16 protein-coding genes are annotated in these 15,012 nt (G+C 56.3%); 12 read left to right on the plus strand and 4 right to left on the minus strand.

What is annotated here, in order from left to right; genetic code table 11:
• The first annotated feature begins 78 nt into the window (after positions 1-78).
• Positions 79-417, plus strand: a complete 339-nt coding sequence (glnB, locus tag CU081_RS10310; protein WP_003860685.1) for a nitrogen regulatory protein P-II — start codon at positions 79-81, stop codon at positions 415-417.
• A gap of 76 nt (positions 418-493) precedes the next feature.
• Here the strand turns inward: glnB and hmpA are convergent, their stop codons facing one another.
• Positions 494-1,684, minus strand: a complete 1,191-nt coding sequence (gene hmpA / locus CU081_RS10315; protein ID WP_022651602.1) for an NO-inducible flavohemoprotein — start codon at positions 1,682-1,684, stop codon at positions 494-496.
• Between the two features lie 304 nt (positions 1,685-1,988).
• Between hmpA and glyA the strand changes: the two genes are divergently transcribed.
• Positions 1,989-3,242: a serine hydroxymethyltransferase gene (glyA, locus tag CU081_RS10325; RefSeq protein ID WP_003860678.1), complete on the plus strand. Its 1,254-nt coding sequence runs from the start codon at positions 1,989-1,991 to the stop codon at positions 3,240-3,242.
• A 53-nt stretch (positions 3,243-3,295) separates the two neighbouring features.
• On the opposite strand, the gene CU081_RS10330 is transcribed toward glyA, so the two are convergent.
• On the minus strand, positions 3,296-3,718 hold the full coding sequence (locus tag CU081_RS10330; RefSeq protein ID WP_022651601.1) for a DoxX family protein: 423 nt from the start codon (positions 3,716-3,718) through the stop codon (positions 3,296-3,298).
• A gap of 172 nt (positions 3,719-3,890) precedes the next feature.
• Here CU081_RS10330 and CU081_RS10335 point away from each other — a divergent pair, with 172 nt between their 5' ends.
• Positions 3,891-5,030 carry a 3-phenylpropionate MFS transporter gene (locus CU081_RS10335; RefSeq protein WP_003860673.1) on the plus strand — a complete coding sequence of 380 codons (1,140 nt, stop codon included), beginning with the start codon at positions 3,891-3,893 and terminating at the stop codon, positions 5,028-5,030.
• Here the strand turns inward: CU081_RS10335 and csiE are convergent, their stop codons facing one another.
• The gene (csiE, locus tag CU081_RS10340) at positions 5,031-6,308 is read right to left on the minus strand and encodes a stationary phase inducible protein CsiE (protein ID WP_022651600.1); all 1,278 of its coding nucleotides are present in this window, start codon (positions 6,306-6,308) and stop codon (positions 5,031-5,033) included.
• 125 nt (positions 6,309-6,433) lie between these two features.
• Here csiE and CU081_RS10345 point away from each other — a divergent pair, with 125 nt between their 5' ends.
• Positions 6,434-7,072 (plus strand): DUF1007 family protein, encoded by a 639-nt coding sequence (locus CU081_RS10345; protein ID WP_022651599.1) that lies wholly within the window; start codon positions 6,434-6,436, stop codon positions 7,070-7,072.
• Positions 7,063-8,043, plus strand: coding sequence for a nickel/cobalt transporter (locus CU081_RS10350; protein ID WP_022651598.1), 981 nt, complete (start codon positions 7,063-7,065; stop codon positions 8,041-8,043). Before CU081_RS10345 ends, CU081_RS10350 begins: the two co-directional genes overlap by 10 nt.
• 61 nt (positions 8,044-8,104) lie before the next feature.
• On the opposite strand, the gene suhB is transcribed toward CU081_RS10350, so the two are convergent.
• Positions 8,105-8,908, minus strand: coding sequence for an inositol-1-monophosphatase (suhB, locus tag CU081_RS10355; RefSeq protein ID WP_003860668.1), 804 nt, complete (start codon positions 8,906-8,908; stop codon positions 8,105-8,107).
• Positions 8,909-9,040: 132 nt separating this feature from the next.
• Here suhB and trmJ point away from each other — a divergent pair, with 132 nt between their 5' ends.
• From trmJ to hscA, 7 genes are all read left to right on the plus strand, one after another.
• Complete coding sequence (gene trmJ, locus CU081_RS10360) at positions 9,041-9,766, plus strand: tRNA (cytosine(32)/uridine(32)-2'-O)-methyltransferase TrmJ (RefSeq protein ID WP_003860666.1); 726 nt, start codon at positions 9,041-9,043, stop codon at positions 9,764-9,766.
• Between the two features lie 216 nt (positions 9,767-9,982).
• Positions 9,983-10,474, plus strand: a complete 492-nt coding sequence (iscR, locus tag CU081_RS10365; protein WP_003860665.1) for a Fe-S cluster assembly transcriptional regulator IscR — start codon at positions 9,983-9,985, stop codon at positions 10,472-10,474.
• A 117-nt stretch (positions 10,475-10,591) separates the two neighbouring features.
• The gene (gene iscS / locus CU081_RS10370; RefSeq protein ID WP_003860663.1) at positions 10,592-11,806 is read left to right on the plus strand and encodes a cysteine desulfurase; all 1,215 of its coding nucleotides are present in this window, start codon (positions 10,592-10,594) and stop codon (positions 11,804-11,806) included.
• A gap of 24 nt (positions 11,807-11,830) precedes the next feature.
• Complete coding sequence (gene iscU / locus CU081_RS10375; protein WP_003860661.1) at positions 11,831-12,217, plus strand: Fe-S cluster assembly scaffold IscU; 387 nt, start codon at positions 11,831-11,833, stop codon at positions 12,215-12,217.
• 13 nt (positions 12,218-12,230) lie between these two features.
• Complete coding sequence (iscA, locus tag CU081_RS10380; protein WP_003860659.1) at positions 12,231-12,554, plus strand: iron-sulfur cluster assembly protein IscA; 324 nt, start codon at positions 12,231-12,233, stop codon at positions 12,552-12,554.
• A 76-nt stretch (positions 12,555-12,630) separates the two neighbouring features.
• Entirely contained in the window at positions 12,631-13,146 is a 516-nt protein-coding gene (gene hscB / locus CU081_RS10385) for a co-chaperone HscB (RefSeq protein WP_003860657.1), read from the plus strand.
• A gap of 14 nt (positions 13,147-13,160) precedes the next feature.
• Positions 13,161-15,011, plus strand: coding sequence for a Fe-S protein assembly chaperone HscA (gene hscA, locus CU081_RS10390; RefSeq protein WP_022651596.1), 1,851 nt, complete (start codon positions 13,161-13,163; stop codon positions 15,009-15,011).
• The last annotated feature ends 1 nt before the right edge of the window (position 15,012 follow it).

Genomic DNA, 15,012 nt, shown 5'->3' on the forward strand with positions numbered 1-15,012 from the left:
CCGCAAAATTCGCCTGAATATGATACTGTGAGCAACCGATTACGAGGCTGCTTACTGGCAAGAGTTTAAGGACCCACCATGAAAAAGATTGATGCGATTATTAAACCTTTCAAACTGGATGATGTACGTGAAGCGCTGGCAGAAGTAGGCATCACCGGGATGACCGTAACTGAAGTGAAAGGTTTTGGTCGTCAGAAGGGCCACACCGAGCTATACCGTGGCGCAGAGTACATGGTGGACTTTCTGCCGAAAGTGAAAATCGAGATCGTGGTAAGCGATGATATCGTCGATACCTGTGTGGATACCATCATCCGCACGGCGCAGACCGGTAAAATTGGCGACGGGAAAATCTTCGTCTTTGACGTGGCGCGCGTGATCCGTATCCGTACCGGCGAAGAAGACGACGCGGCGATTTAAAAAAGATTTGGTAGGCCGGGTAAGGCGCAGCTGCCACCCGGCGAAAAAAAAGCCCCTCGTTGAGGGGCTTTTTGCATTACAGCACTTTATGCGGGCCGAAACATTCGTAATGAATGTTGTCTTTATTCACGCCCAGGTCGACCAGCTGCTTCGCGGCATACTGCATAAACGCTACCGGCCCACAAACGTAGAACTGCATCCCCGGTGCGCTGAACGCCCCTTCATGCTGCCCTAAATTCATCAGGCCTTCGCTGTCGAAACGAGCCGCTGCGCGGTCGGCTTCCGTGGGTAAACGATACCAGGTATGCGCGGTAAAGTGTGGCAGACCCGCTCCCAGCGCTTTCACTTCGTCCGCAAAGGCGTGAACATCACCGTTCTCCGCCGCGTGGAACCAGTTAACCTGCGCGCTGTGGTTTGCTTTCGCCAGCGTATCCAGCATCGCCAGCATTGGCGTCTGACCCACGCCTGCGGAGATCAGCGTCACCGGGGTATTCGTTTCAACGGCCATAAAGAAATCGCCCGCCGGTGCCGCCAGATGGACCACGTCGCCCACGCTGGCTTCGTTATGGAGCCAGTTGGATACCTGACCACCTTCCTCACGTTTAACCGCAATGCGATAGCCTTTGCCGTCTGGCTTGCGGGTCAGGGAGTACTGGCGAATCTCCTGATGCGGGAAGCCTTGAGGCTTCAGCCAGAGGCCCAGATACTGGCCCGGCTGGTAATCGGCAACTGGCTGACCGTCAACTGGCTCAAACTCAAAGCTGGTGATCAGTGCGCTGCGCGGGGTTTTCTCAACGATGCGGAAGGCGCGCGTGCCTTCCCAGCCGCCATTCTTGCTGGCGTTTTCGCTGTAGATCTGTGCTTCACGGTTGATGAATACGTTTGCCAGCACGCCATAGGCCTTCCCCCAGGCATCCAGTACTTCCTGGCCCGGGCTGAACATTTCGTCCAGGGTCGCCAGCAGGTGACTGCCGACGATGTTGTACTGCTCAGGTTTGATCTGGAAGCTGGTGTGCTTCTGCGCGATTTTTTCCACCGCAGGCAGCAGAGCCGGCAGGTTTTCGATGTTGCTGGCATAGGCGGCAATAGCGTTAAACAGCGCTTCGCGCTGATCGCCGTTACGCTGGTTGCTCATGTTGAAAATCTCTTTGAGCTCCGGGTTATGCGCGAACATGCGATCGTAGAAATGGGCGGTCAGTTTAGGACCCGTTTCAACCAGCAGGGGGATTGTGGCTTTCACGGTAGCGATGGTTTGGGCGTCGAGCATAGCAGCTTCCTTCTGATGTTACTTTAATGATGTATTTTATATGCATCTTATAAAAATACCCCTGCAATGTAAATGGTTCTTTGCATCGTGAAAAATATGCATCACAAAGCTGAAAAGAAATCCGTTGAAAATGGTGAGAGCTTTATTGCTCAAACCCTTGCGTGGCGTGGAGGTAAACGTTTGCGTAAAATCGTTTGTCAAGACCTGTTATCGCAGAACTATTCAGTTATACTGTTGCCCGTCGTCCAACAGGACTGCCTTTTCAGGCCAAAAATTTACTTGTTAGCTGAGTCAGGAGATGCGGATGTTAAAGCGTGAAATGAACATTGCCGATTATGATGCCGAACTGTGGCAGGCTATGGAGCAGGAAAAAGTACGTCAGGAAGAGCACATCGAACTGATCGCCTCCGAAAACTACACCAGCCCGCGCGTGATGCAGGCGCAGGGTTCTCAGCTGACCAACAAATATGCTGAAGGTTATCCGGGCAAGCGCTACTACGGCGGTTGCGAATACGTTGATATCGTTGAGCAGCTGGCTATTGACCGTGCGAAAGAACTCTTTGGCGCTGACTACGCGAACGTCCAGCCGCACTCTGGCTCTCAGGCTAACTTCGCTGTTTATACCGCGCTGTTGCAGCCGGGCGATACCGTTCTGGGTATGAACCTGGCGCAGGGCGGCCACCTGACTCACGGCTCCCCGGTTAACTTCTCTGGCAAACTGTACAACATCATCCCTTACGGTATTGATGAGTCCGGTAAAATTGACTACGAAGACATGGCGAAGCAGGCCAAAGAGCACAAGCCGAAGATGATCATCGGTGGCTTCTCTGCTTACTCCGGCATCGTTGACTGGGCAAAAATGCGTGAAATCGCTGACAGCATCGGCGCGTACCTGTTCGTCGACATGGCGCACGTTGCCGGTCTGATTGCCGCTGGCGTTTACCCGAACCCGGTTCCACATGCGCACGTTGTGACCACCACCACCCACAAAACCCTGGCGGGTCCACGCGGTGGGCTGATCCTGGCGAAAGGCGGTGACGAAGAGCTGTACAAAAAGCTGAACTCCGCCGTATTCCCAAGCGCCCAGGGCGGCCCGCTGATGCACGTTATCGCCGCGAAAGCCGTCGCGCTGAAAGAAGCGATGGAGCCAGAGTTCAAGGTTTATCAGCAGCAGGTTGCTAAAAACGCCAAAGCGATGGTGGAAGTGTTCCTGAATCGTGGCTACAAAGTGGTCTCTGGCGGGACTGAAAACCACCTGTTCCTGCTGGACCTGGTTGATAAGAACCTGACCGGTAAAGAAGCTGATGCAGCCCTCGGCCGCGCCAACATCACCGTGAACAAAAACAGCGTGCCAAACGATCCGAAGAGCCCGTTCGTGACCTCCGGTATCCGTATCGGTTCTCCGGCCGTAACTCGTCGTGGCTTTAAAGAAGCGGAAGTAAAAGAGCTGGCGGGCTGGATGTGTGACGTTCTGGACAACATCAATGACGACGCGGTTATCGAGCGCGTTAAAGGTAAAGTGCTGGACATCTGCGCACGCTTCCCGGTGTACGCATAATTCTCTGCGTTGCAGAACTGAAAAAGGCCGCTCATGCGGCCTTTTTTTATGGGCTAACGTCGATCGAGGGAGAGGGCCCCCGGCCCGGTAATCGCCAGCAAAATAAATGCGCCAGCGATACTCACATTTTTGTAGAAGTTAATCATATTTGGCAGGACCGCATCGCCCGTCATATCCCAGTAGTGGTGACCAATCACCGCCGTTCCCAGCGTATAGAAGACAAAGATCACCGCGAGAGGGCGGGTGAAAAAGCCCAGCACGATTAGAATCGCGGCGGGGACTTCCATCACCACCGCAATAATCGCGGCCAGCATGGGCATGGGGGCGCCGAGCGACGTCATATACTGAACGGTGCCGCTAAACCCCGTCAGCTTGGGATAACCGAAAATAATAAACAGGACCACGATAGCAATGCGGGCAATTAAAAGCAGGAGAGAACGAGAGGAGCCGAAATCGAAATAACGTAAGCTGTTCATGGCAAACGACCTCTTCAGGCGATGTCTTATAAACGTAATACAGTTTTACCGCTCTCGCCATACGCTGTCCGGCTGGTGATGATGTTAATTTTTAGTTAATTTATAGCGCGCTAACGACTTGCTAAAGTCAGGGATTAACGCCAGACTATCGCCTCCATTTCGGGAGGGATTCATGGTCTTGCATTCCACGCGCTGGCTGGCGCTCAGCTATTTCACCTATTTCTTTAGTTACGGTATTTTTCTGCCTTTCTGGAGCGTCTGGCTCAAGGGAATTGGTCTGACGCCTGAGACCATTGGCATCCTGCTGGGCGCGGGGCTGGTGGCACGCTTCCTGGGTAGTCTGCTGATTGCGCCCCGCGTCAGCGATCCCTCCTTACTGATTAAAGCGGTGCGAATTCTGGCCCTGCTGACGCTGGTCTTTGCCGCCTGCTTCTGGGTTAGCCACCAGTTTGCCTGGCTGATGGTGGTAATGGTTGGCTTTAATCTGTTCTTCTCCCCGCTGGTGCCGCTGACGGATGCCCTGGCGAACACCTGGCAAAAGCAGATCACCATGGACTATGGCCGCGTGCGCCTGTGGGGATCGATTGCCTTCGTGATCGGCTCTGCGCTGGTCGGGAAACTGGTCAGCCTCTATGACTATCGTGCCATTCTGGCGCTGCTAACGCTCGGCATCGCCTCAATGCTGCTCGGTATGTTGCTGCGTCCGTCGGTGATGCCGCAGGGCGAAAGCCGCCATCAGGAGAGCGCCGGCTGGCCCGCCTGGCGCTCGCTGGTGGCGCAAAGCTGGCGTTTCCTGGCCTGCGTCTGTCTGCTTCAGGGGGCGCATGCGGCCTATTATGGCTTCAGCGCCATCTACTGGCAGGGGGCGGGTTACTCGGCTTCTGCGGTAGGCTACCTGTGGTCGCTCGGCGTGGTGGCGGAGGTTATTATCTTCGCGCTGAGCCAAAAACTGTTCCGTCGTTTCGGGGCGCGTGACCTGCTGCTGCTTTCCGCCGTGTGCGGCGTGGCGCGCTGGGGCATCATGGGCTGGACGACGGAGCTGCCGTGGCTGATTGTGGCGCAAATTCTGCACTGCGGAACCTTCACCGTCTGCCATCTGGCGGCGATGCGCTACATCGCGGCGCGAGAGGGTGGGGACGTTATTCGTCTTCAGGCGGTCTATTCAGCGGTGGCGATGGGCGGCAGTATTGCGGTGATGACCGTATTTGCCGGTTTCCTCTATCAGCACCTGGGGCACGGTGTGTTCTGGGTGATGGCGCTGGTCGCTTTACCGGCCATCGTTATTCGCCCTAAAGTCGCTGCTCGCACGTAACTACGATTCGAGCATTACGCGAATGTGTTCCTGCTGCTGCGTGTTCAGGGTCTCAACGGCATGAATGAGCGGCGGCGAGAACAGCGGCAGGGCGGTTGGATAAGGCGTAATAACCAGCGCCGCCTCGCGGGGCGCGCCCTCCTTCTTAAACGCCTCCAGGCTAAGATAACGAATATTGAGCGGCAGCAGCGTCAGCTCGCGAAGCTGCTGCTCAATTAACTCTTCACAGGCTTTATCTTCCCCCGTTAACAGGACCACCTGTTTTTCATGCAGATCGGTCTCCTGCATCAGCCAGGCACCAAAAATCACCGCCACCAGAGCCATCTCTTCACCGGAGAATCTCAGACCAAATTCGGCTTCCAGCTCAGACAGCGCCTCTTTAGTGGTGCGCAGCAGCCGGGGGTATAAACGGTGGATCTCTTCCGGCAGACTGTTGTCGATGCCGATGTCAAATAAGGAGCGGTCCAGCGCCTGAGCCAGATGAATATAAAGCTGATCGGTCAGACCTTGCTCATCGCTGAAGTTCATCCCGGTTTGTGCCCGGAAGCGGGCAATCATACGCACGATGGCGCGACGCAGGCGCTGATCCTGCTGGTGTTTATCCATCACCGGGTCGGGGGTGCGGAGCATCATAAAGAGCAGCGCCAGGAACAGCTGTTCATCGCTGTGCGTTCCCTGCGGGACGCGCCGTTTCCAGTGGCGGACAATTTCCTGCGCCGTAAAGTATTCCCCTCGGGACTGCGTCCAGCTGCGCTGAACGGGCGAAAACTCCGGCGTATTGCCCAGATGATGCTGAATCAGACAATATTGCAGATAGAGCTGTAAAAATTGTACGTCGCGGGACTCAAACTGGCGCTGAAGCTTGCGCGCACAAAAGTTGATAAGCGCCCGAAGGTTCGCATCGTCATAAAGCGGGCGGGCAATGCCGTGCTGTTTGAGCGCGGTTTTTAAGGCAGGGGTAAACTGTTGGGCGACAAAATGTGGACAGAGCCGAAGCGCCCTGCGCAGCCAGTGCAGCAGGCACAAACGTTGATTAAGGGCGGAACCCTCAATTCGGTAGCAGCCATCATGGTGCGTGACGATATCAAGCCGATGATAGCGCTGGATTTCATCGCGCGTCTCGGCTATATCTTGCCGTGCCATGACGTCGTCCACGCCGTTGGCAGCGATTATGCTCTGTGCGGTGACGGCAGCATCGGGCAGGTAAAGCATCAAAAGCACCTGGCAGCGGCGCTGCGAACTGGAAAGCACAGATGGAATTTCAAGCGTCGTCATCATCTGTCGGGTATCCAGTGTGAATGTTTGATAAGAATAGCTAAAGGATGGGCGCTGAAAAGCGCACCGGCAGGCCTTTCACTCAGGATTGCTGGCGAACATCACAGAATTTTTGACGTGAGGAACAGATGCAAATAGTTAAACAAAGCGCGGTAGCGTTATTTTTGGCGGTTTTCACTTTCGCCGCCGGCGCACATCCTCACAGTTTTATCAGCCTGAAAACCGAACTGGTGACGGACGGCACACAGCTCAGTGGCCTGAAGATGCACTGGACGATGGATGAAATCACCTCCGCCGACCTGCTGTACGATGCCGGAAACGCAAAGCCCGGCGATGAGATCTGGAAAAAGCTGGCGGCGGAGGTGATGGCCAACGTGCTGGGTCAGCACTACTTCACCGAGTTCTGGCACAACGGACAAAAGGTGAAATTTCTTAACCGTCCCACGGAGTACGGCATGACCCGCGAAGGTCATCAGGCGGTGCTTACGTTCGTGCTTCCGCTGGCGCATCCTCAGCCGCTGGCCGGGCAAACGTACCGCTTTTCCACTTTTGACCCTACCTACTATGTCGATATGCGCTATGACAAAGACAGCGACGTACGGCTGCCGGACGCGCTGCAAAAAAGCTGCAAAATTGGCGTGCACACCCCTAAACCCAGCGAAGAGACGCTGAACTTTGCGATCTCGCTGGATAAAGCAGATGCCCCGCCTGAGGACATGGAGCTGGGTAAACAGTTCGCACAGGAGGTGACGTTACAATGTCAGTGATCTCCTCTCCCGTCAGTAAGCCGCGTCGCTGGCTGCACCTCTGGCCTCTGGCGCTCTTTTTGTTGTTAGCGGTTGGCGGCGCGCTCTGGCTGTGGCAGGCATGGCCGCAGGTGATGGTGAAAAGCGTCCTCTGGCAGCGGGAAGTTAATCAGCAGATGAGCGTGCTGCTGAAAGCCGTGGCGGAAAATCCGACCAAAGCGGGCGGCGCTCTTCTGGCGTTCAGCTTTATCTATGGCGTGCTGCATGCCCTGGGACCGGGGCACGGCAAAATTGTCATCACGACCTGGCTTGCTACGCATCCGTCGAAGCTGAAATCGAGTATCGGCCTGACGCTGGCTTCTTCTTTCCTTCAGGGCGGTGTGGCGATTGCGCTGGTCGTGGTCGTCCTCTCGCTGCTACAGCTGCCGGCTCGCCAGCTGCATATGAGCAGCTTCTGGCTGGAGAAGGGGAGTTACGCGCTGGTAGGCGTGCTGGGGTTGATCCTCTGCTGGCGGGCGCTGAAAAAATTGCGCGCGTTGCTGCAAAAACCAAAATTCAAAGCCTTTACGCCGCATCACGTTCACCATGAAAACTGCGGGTGCGGGCATCAGCATCTGCCGACGCAGGAACAATTACAGAATGGTGACGACTGGCGTGCGCGTCTGATGATTGTGCTCTCAATGGGGATGCGTCCGTGCTCGGGCGCAATCATGGTGCTGTTGTTCAGCAAAGTGACAGGCGTATTTGGCTGGGGCATGCTCTCGGCGCTGGCGATGGCGGCGGGAACGTCTCTGACGATCTCTTCGTTAGCCTTGCTGGTGCACAGCTTCCGTCAGCTGGCGGTAAAACTCAGCGGCAATAAAACGCCGGTATTGTGGCGACAGGTTGGCTGGACGACGCTTGCGTTGGCGGGCGGGGTGATTCTGCTGGTGGCTGCGGTCACGATGTGGATGAGCGCGCTGCCGGTGGGAAGGGGGTTGCGGCCTTTCTAGCCGTATCTGAGGCGTGTTGTAGGCCCGGTAAGCGTAGCGCCACCGGGCTTAACAGACTGAATTAACGCTTCAGCGCATCGCTCAGTTCATCACGCATGTTTGCCAGCATGGCTTTAACAACGCGCGGGTTACCTGCAACGATGTTGCCGGTAGACATATAGTTATGGCCGCCGGTGAAGTCGCAAACAATCGCGCCAGCTTCACGTGCGATCAGCTCGCCCGCCGCGAAGTCCCACGGCTTCAGTGACAGCTCAAAGTAACCGTCAACGCGGCCGGTCGCCACGTAGGCCAGATCCAGTGCAGCAGAGCCAGTGCGACGGAAGTCCGCGCATTCGGTGAACAGCTTGCCCAGGATATTCATATAGGTGGTTGCGTGCTGCTTCGCCTTGAACGGGAAGCCAGTCGCCAGAATGGTGCCGTCGAGATCGCGTGCATTGCTGCAACGCAGACGGTAGCCGTTCAGCTGCGCGCCCTGACCGCGGGTTGCGGTGAACAGTTCGTTACGCATTGGATCGTAAACAACGGCGACTTCAGTACGGCCTTTGATGCGTACTGCGATAGACACAGAGAAGTGTGGCAGGCGTTTAACGAAGTTGGTGGTGCCATCCAGTGGATCGATAACCCATTGAACATCCTGATCGGTACCTTCATGTTCACCGCTTTCTTCGGTGATGATGGTGTGCTGCGGGTAAGATTTGCGGATCGTTTCGATAATAATCGCTTCTGCGGCTTTATCGACGTTCGTCACGAAATCATTGCTGCCTTTCTGGCTGGTTTCTACGGAGTCTGGGGTTTCGTAGTGTTTGGCAATTACATTACCCGCCTTGCGCGCTGCGCGCACGGCGATGGTCAGCATCGGATGCATCGGTCTCTCTCACTGGATGTTAAAGAACAGGAAAATCGGCGCAGAGTATAGCAGCGGGATCGGATTATGTCTCTCGTTTATGATAATATGCCCGAATATTCTTCAGACACTGAATCCAGACATCTAAAAATTATGCTGCAAAACATTCGAATCGTGCTGGTCGAAACATCGCACACCGGCAACATGGGCTCTGTGGCCCGCGCTATGAAAACCATGGGCTTAACGAACCTGTGGCTGGTTAATCCGCTGGTGAAACCAGACTCTCAGGCTATTGCTCTGGCGGCCGGCGCCAGCGACGTGATCGGGAATGCGCAGATCGTGGACACCCTGGACGAAGCCCTGGCCGGTTGCAGTCTGGTGGTGGGGACCAGCGCGCGCTCCCGTACGCTGCCCTGGCCGATGCTGGACCCGCGCGAATGCGGCCTGAAAAGTATCTCAGAAGCGGAACAGGCGCCGGTTGCGCTGGTGTTTGGTCGTGAACGCGTTGGCCTGACCAACGAGGAACTACAGAAGTGTCACTACCACGTAGCGATTGCCGCCAATCCGGAATACAGCTCGCTGAACCTGGCGATGGCGGTGCAGGTCATTGCCTACGAAGTGCGCATGGCATGGCTGGCGACGCAGGAGAAACCGGTCGAACCTAAAGAAGAGACGGCCTACCCGCTGGTGGACGATCTGGAGCGCTTCTACGGTCATCTGGAGCAGACGCTGCTCTCAACCGGCTTTATCCGTGAAGGCCACCCGGGTCAGGTGATGAACAAGCTGCGCCGTATGTTCACCCGCGCCCGCCCGGAAAGCCAGGAGCTGAACATTCTGCGCGGGATTCTGGCGTCGATTGAGCAGAAGAACAAAGCGTAGTGTCGATTTCCCCCTCTCCCCGTGGGAGAGGGCTGGGGTGAGGGCATCAGGCCGCACCTATATTATGAAGGCACAGAAGGTTAAATACCTGACTAAAACAGTCAAGTAAATAGTTGACCAATTTAGTCAGGAATGTCAGACTTGGCCCTGCTATGCAATACCCCCATTTTACAATAAAAAACCCCGGGCAGGGGCGAGTTTGAGGTTAAGTAAGACATGAGACTGACATCTAAAGGGCGTTATGCCGTGACCGCGATGCTGGACGTTGCGCTCAACTCCGAAGCGGGCCCGGTTCCGTTGGCTGATATTTCTGAACGACAAGGGATCTCCCTCTCTTACCTGGAACAGCTGTTCTCCAGACTGCGTAAAAATGGACTGGTGTCCAGCGTTCGTGGCCCGGGCGGCGGTTATCTGCTGGGTAAAGACGCGGGCAGTATTGCGGTTGGTGAAGTGATTAGCGCGGTTGACGAATCCGTTGACGCGACCCGTTGCCAGGGTAAAGGCGGCTGTCAGGGCGGCGATAAATGCCTGACCCACGCGCTGTGGCGCGATCTGAGCGACCGTCTGACCGGCTTCCTGAACAACATCACCCTCGGTGAGCTGGTGAATAACCAGGAAGTTCTGGATGTCTCTGGTCGTCAGCATAGTCAGGATTCACAGCGCAGCACCCGCACGCAGGACGCCATCGACGTTAAACTGCGCGCGTAATTAAAAAGATAAGTATTCAGAATCAGGCCGGGGTGGTCACACCCCGCGTACTCGGTCGTACATCCAGCCGGTTGCCTGATTCCTTGCATTGAAGCGATGTACGGAGTTTATAGAGCAATGAAATTACCGATTTATCTCGATTACTCCGCAACCACGCCGGTGGACCCGCGTGTTGCCGAGAAAATGATGCAGTGTCTGACCCTGGACGGAAACTTTGGTAACCCAGCTTCCCGTTCACACCGTTTTGGCTGGCATGCTGAAGAGGCGGTTGATATCGCCCGTAATCAGATTGCTGACCTGGTCGGTGCCGACCCGCGTGAAATTGTTTTCACCTCCGGTGCGACCGAATCCGACAACCTGGCGATTAAGGGTGCAGCCAACTTTTATCAGAAAAAAGGCAAGCACATCATCACCAGCAAAACCGAACACAAAGCCGTGCTGGACACCTGCCGTCAGCTGGAGCGTGAAGGGTTCGAAGTCACCTATCTGGCGCCACAGAGCAACGGCATTATCGATCTGAAAGAGCTCGAAGCGGCGATGCGTGATGACACTATTCTGGTCTCCATCATGCACGTCAACAACGAAATCGGCGTTGTACAAGACATCGCGACCATCGGCGAAATGTGCCGCGCGCGCGGTATCATCTACCACGTGGACGCGACCCAGAGCGTGGGCAAACTGCCTATCGACCTGAGCCAGCTGAAAGTGGACCTGATGTCCTTCTCCGGTCACAAAATCTATGGTCCGAAAGGTATCGGCGCGCTGTACGTTCGTCGTAAGCCACGTATCCGCATCGAAGCACAGATGCACGGCGGCGGTCACGAGCGCGGCATGCGTTCCGGTACGCTGCCTGTTCACCAGATCGTGGGCATGGGCGAAGCCTACCGCATTGCAAAAGAAGAGATGGAAACCGAGATGGCACGCCTGCGCACGCTGCGTAACCGTCTGTGGGACGGCGTGAAAGATATGGAAGAAGTGTATCTGAACGGCGATCTCGAGCAGGGCGCGCCGAACATCCTCAACGTCAGCTTCAACTATGTTGAAGGCGAGTCGCTGATCATGGCGCTGAAAGACCTGGCCGTTTCTTCCGGCTCTGCCTGTACCTCTGCAAGCCTGGAGCCATCCTACGTGCTGCGCGCGCTGGGTATGACTGACGAGCTGGCACACAGCTCTATCCGTTTCTCTTTAGGTCGTTTTACTACCGAAGAAGAGATTGACTACACCATCAAGCTGGTTCGTAACTCCATCGGCCGTCTGCGCGACCTTTCTCCACTGTGGGAAATGTTCAAGCAGGGCGTGGATCTGAACAGCATTGAATGGTCACATCACTAATCGGTACATAAGGAGAATTCAATCATGGCATACAGCGAAAAAGTCATCGATCATTACGAAAACCCGCGCAACGTTGGCTCTTTTGACAACAGCGACGAATCTGTTGGTAGCGGCATGGTCGGTGCACCAGCATGTGGCGACGTGATGAAGTTGCAGATCAAAGTCAACAATGAAGGTATCATTGAAGACGCGCGCTTCAAGACCTACGGCTGCGGTTCTGCTATCGCGTCCAGCTCCCTGGTCACCGAATGGGTGAAGGGCAAGTCTCTGGACGAAGCACAGGCAATCAAGAACACGGATATTGCTGAAGAACTCGAACTGCCGCCGGTGAAAATTCACTGCTCAATTCTGGCAGAAGACGCGATCAAAGCCGCCATTGCGGATTACAAAAGCAAACGTGAAGCAAAATAATTGAGGTTTGAGTATGTCGATTACCCTTAGCGACAGCGCTGCCGCGCGAGTAAGCTCTTTTCTGGCGAACCGTGGTAAAGGCTTTGGCCTGCGACTGGGCGTACGTACCTCCGGCTGTTCTGGTATGGCTTACGTACTGGAGTTTGTTGACGAACCGGCGTCTGATGACACCGTGTTTGAAGACAAGGGCGTGAAGGTGGTGGTCGATGGCAAAAGCCTGCAATTCCTCAACGGCACTCAGCTGGACTTCGTAAAAGAAGGCCTGAACGAAGGGTTCAAATTCACGAACCCGAACGTCAAAGACGAGTGTGGTTGCGGCGAAAGCTTCCACGTTTAACCGCGCGTCATCCGAAACCCCACCGTGGCTTTGCTACGCGTGGGGTTTGTTCTAACAGGCTACCCCTGAGATTGTTATGGATTACTTCACTCTCTTCGGACTACCCGCTCAATACCCGATCGATCTCCAGGCGCTGACGGTCCGTTTTCAGGATCTCCAGCGTCAGTACCATCCGGATAAATTCGCCAGCGGGACGCAGGCAGAGCAACTGGCTGCGGTATCACACTCCGCCACCATCAACCAGGCCTGGCAAACGCTGCGTCATCCGCTGGCGCGTGCAGAATATCTGCTCTCGCTTCACGGTTTCGATCTGGCGAGCGAACAGCATACCGTGCGCGACACCGCCTTTCTGATGGAACAACTGGAGCTGCGCGAAGAGCTGGATGAAATTGAACAGGCTAAAGACGAAGCGCGCCTGGAAAGCTTTATCACGCGCGTAAAGGGTATGTTCGATACCCGCCATCAGCAGATGGTGGAGCAACTGAACAACGAGACCTGGGACGTGGCGGCAGACACTGTGCGCAAACTCCGTTTTCTCGATAAACTGCGAAGCAGTGCTGAACAACTCGAAGAAAAGCTGCTCGATTTTTAATTTCGGAAGCAATTATGGCCTTATTACAAATTAGTGAGCCTGGCTTAAGTGCCGCACCGCACCAGCGTCGTCTGGCGGTGGGTATCGATCTGGGCACCACCAATTCCCTCGTGGCGACCGTGCGTAGCGGCCAGGCGGAAACGCTGGCTGACGAGCAGGGGCGCCATCTGCTGCCTTCTGTAGTTCACTACCAGCAGCAGGGTCACGCGGTCGGCTATGACGCCCGCGCTAACGCCGCGCGCGATCCGGCCAATACCATCAGCTCGGTTAAGCGCATGATGGGCCGCTCGCTGGCTGATATCCAGACCCGTTACCCGCATCTGCCGTATCAGCTACAGGCCAGCGAAAACGGCCTGCCGATGATCGCGACGTCAGCCGGTTTGCTGAACCCGATTCGCGTTTCTGCTGACATCCTTAAAGCGCTGGCGGCACGCGCCACGGCGACGCTCGGCGGCGATCTGGACGGCGTGGTGATCACCGTTCCGGCCTATTTCGACGATGCACAGCGTCAGGGCACCAAAGACGCCGCGCGTCTGGCGGGCCTGCACGTGCTGCGTCTGCTGAACGAACCGACGGCGGCGGCGATTGCCTACGGCCTCGACTCCGGTCAGGAAGGGGTGATCGCGGTTTACGATCTCGGCGGCGGGACGTTCGATATCTCAATCCTGCGCCTTAGCCGCGGCGTGTTCGAAGTGCTGGCGACCGGCGGGGATTCCGCGCTCGGCGGCGATGACTTCGACCATCTGCTGGCAGATTACATCCGCGAGCAGGCGGGCATCAGCGATCGCAGCGATGCGCGCGTGCAGCGTGAACTGCTGGATGCGGCCATCGACGCCAAAATCGCCCTGAGCGATGCACAGTCCGTCAGCGTGAACGTCGCAGGCTGGCAGGGTGAGATTACCCGCGATCGGTTCAGAGAACTGATTGCGCCTCTGGTTAAGCGTACCCTGCTGGCCTGCCGTCGCGCATTGAAAGATGCGGGCGTTGAGGCTAACGAGGTGCTGGAAGTGGTCATGGTTGGCGGCTCAACCCGCGTGCCGCTGGTACGCGAGCGCGTGGGGGAATTCTTTGGCCGCACGCCGTTGACCTCTATCGACCCGGACAAAGTGGTTGCCGTGGGTGCCGCTATCCAGGCCGATATCCTGGTCGGCAACAAGCCGGACAGCGAAATGCTGCTGCTGGACGTCATCCCGCTGTCTCTCGGTTTAGAAACCATGGGCGGCCTGGTGGAGAAAGTGATCCCGCGTAACACCACCATTCCGGTGGCGCGCGCGCAGGAGTTCACCACCTTCAAAGACGGCCAGACCGCGATGTCCATCCACGTGATGCAGGGCGAGCGCGAACTGGTGCAGGACTGCCGCTCTCTGGCGCGCTTTGCGCTGCGCGGCATCCCGGCGCTGCCGGCGGGCGGGGCGCATATTCGCGTCACCTTCCAGGTGGATGCGGACGGCCTGCTGAGCGTTACGGCGATGGAAAAATCGACCGGTATCGAGTCGTCTATTCAGGTTAAGCCGTCCTACGGCCTGACCGATGGCGAAATCGCCTTCATGATTCAGGACTCAATGAGCTACGCCGAGCAGGATGTGAAGGCGCGTATGCTGGCGGAACAAAAAGTGGAAGCCGCACGCGTGCTGGAAAGTCTGAACGGCGCGCTTGCTGCCGACGCCGCGCTGTTAAGCGCCGCCGAGCGCCAGGTGATTGACGAGGCTGCCGCGCGCTTAAGCGCCGTGGCCGAAGGCAATGACGCTGACGCGATAGAAGAAGCCATTAAAAACGTTGATAAACAAACCCAGGACTTCGCTGCTCGCCGCATGGACAAATCTGTCCGCGTCGCGCTGAAAGGCCAGTCCGTGGACGAGGTTTAAT

The sequence above is a fragment of the Enterobacter sp. CRENT-193 genome, from assembly GCF_002787395.1.
Classification (GTDB): Bacteria; Pseudomonadota; Gammaproteobacteria; order Enterobacterales; family Enterobacteriaceae; genus Enterobacter; species Enterobacter hormaechei_C.

Bases quoted from the DNA above. Each gene is read 5' to 3' on its own strand.
- iscA (WP_003860659.1), top strand. From the start codon at position 12,231: ATGTCGATTACCCTTAGCGACAGCGCTGCCGCGCGAGTAAGCTCTTTT.
- iscS (WP_003860663.1), top strand. From the start codon at position 10,592: ATGAAATTACCGATTTATCTCGATTACTCCGCAACCACGCCGGTGGAC.
- CU081_RS10345 (WP_022651599.1), top strand. From the start codon at position 6,434: ATGCAAATAGTTAAACAAAGCGCGGTAGCGTTATTTTTGGCGGTTTTC.
- glyA (WP_003860678.1), top strand. From the start codon at position 1,989: ATGTTAAAGCGTGAAATGAACATTGCCGATTATGATGCCGAACTGTGG.
- glnB (WP_003860685.1), top strand. From the start codon at position 79: ATGAAAAAGATTGATGCGATTATTAAACCTTTCAAACTGGATGATGTA.
- CU081_RS10335 (WP_003860673.1), top strand. From the start codon at position 3,891: ATGGTCTTGCATTCCACGCGCTGGCTGGCGCTCAGCTATTTCACCTAT.
- iscU (WP_003860661.1), top strand. From the start codon at position 11,831: ATGGCATACAGCGAAAAAGTCATCGATCATTACGAAAACCCGCGCAAC.
- iscR (WP_003860665.1), top strand. From the start codon at position 9,983: ATGAGACTGACATCTAAAGGGCGTTATGCCGTGACCGCGATGCTGGAC.
- hscA (WP_022651596.1), top strand. From the start codon at position 13,161: ATGGCCTTATTACAAATTAGTGAGCCTGGCTTAAGTGCCGCACCGCAC.
- hmpA (WP_022651602.1), bottom strand. From the start codon at position 1,684: ATGCTCGACGCCCAAACCATCGCTACCGTGAAAGCCACAATCCCCCTG.
- suhB (WP_003860668.1), bottom strand. From the start codon at position 8,908: ATGCATCCGATGCTGACCATCGCCGTGCGCGCAGCGCGCAAGGCGGGT.
- csiE (WP_022651600.1), bottom strand. From the start codon at position 6,308: ATGATGACGACGCTTGAAATTCCATCTGTGCTTTCCAGTTCGCAGCGC.
- hscB (WP_003860657.1), top strand. From the start codon at position 12,631: ATGGATTACTTCACTCTCTTCGGACTACCCGCTCAATACCCGATCGAT.
- CU081_RS10350 (WP_022651598.1), top strand. From the start codon at position 7,063: ATGTCAGTGATCTCCTCTCCCGTCAGTAAGCCGCGTCGCTGGCTGCAC.
- trmJ (WP_003860666.1), top strand. From the start codon at position 9,041: ATGCTGCAAAACATTCGAATCGTGCTGGTCGAAACATCGCACACCGGC.
- CU081_RS10330 (WP_022651601.1), bottom strand. From the start codon at position 3,718: ATGAACAGCTTACGTTATTTCGATTTCGGCTCCTCTCGTTCTCTCCTG.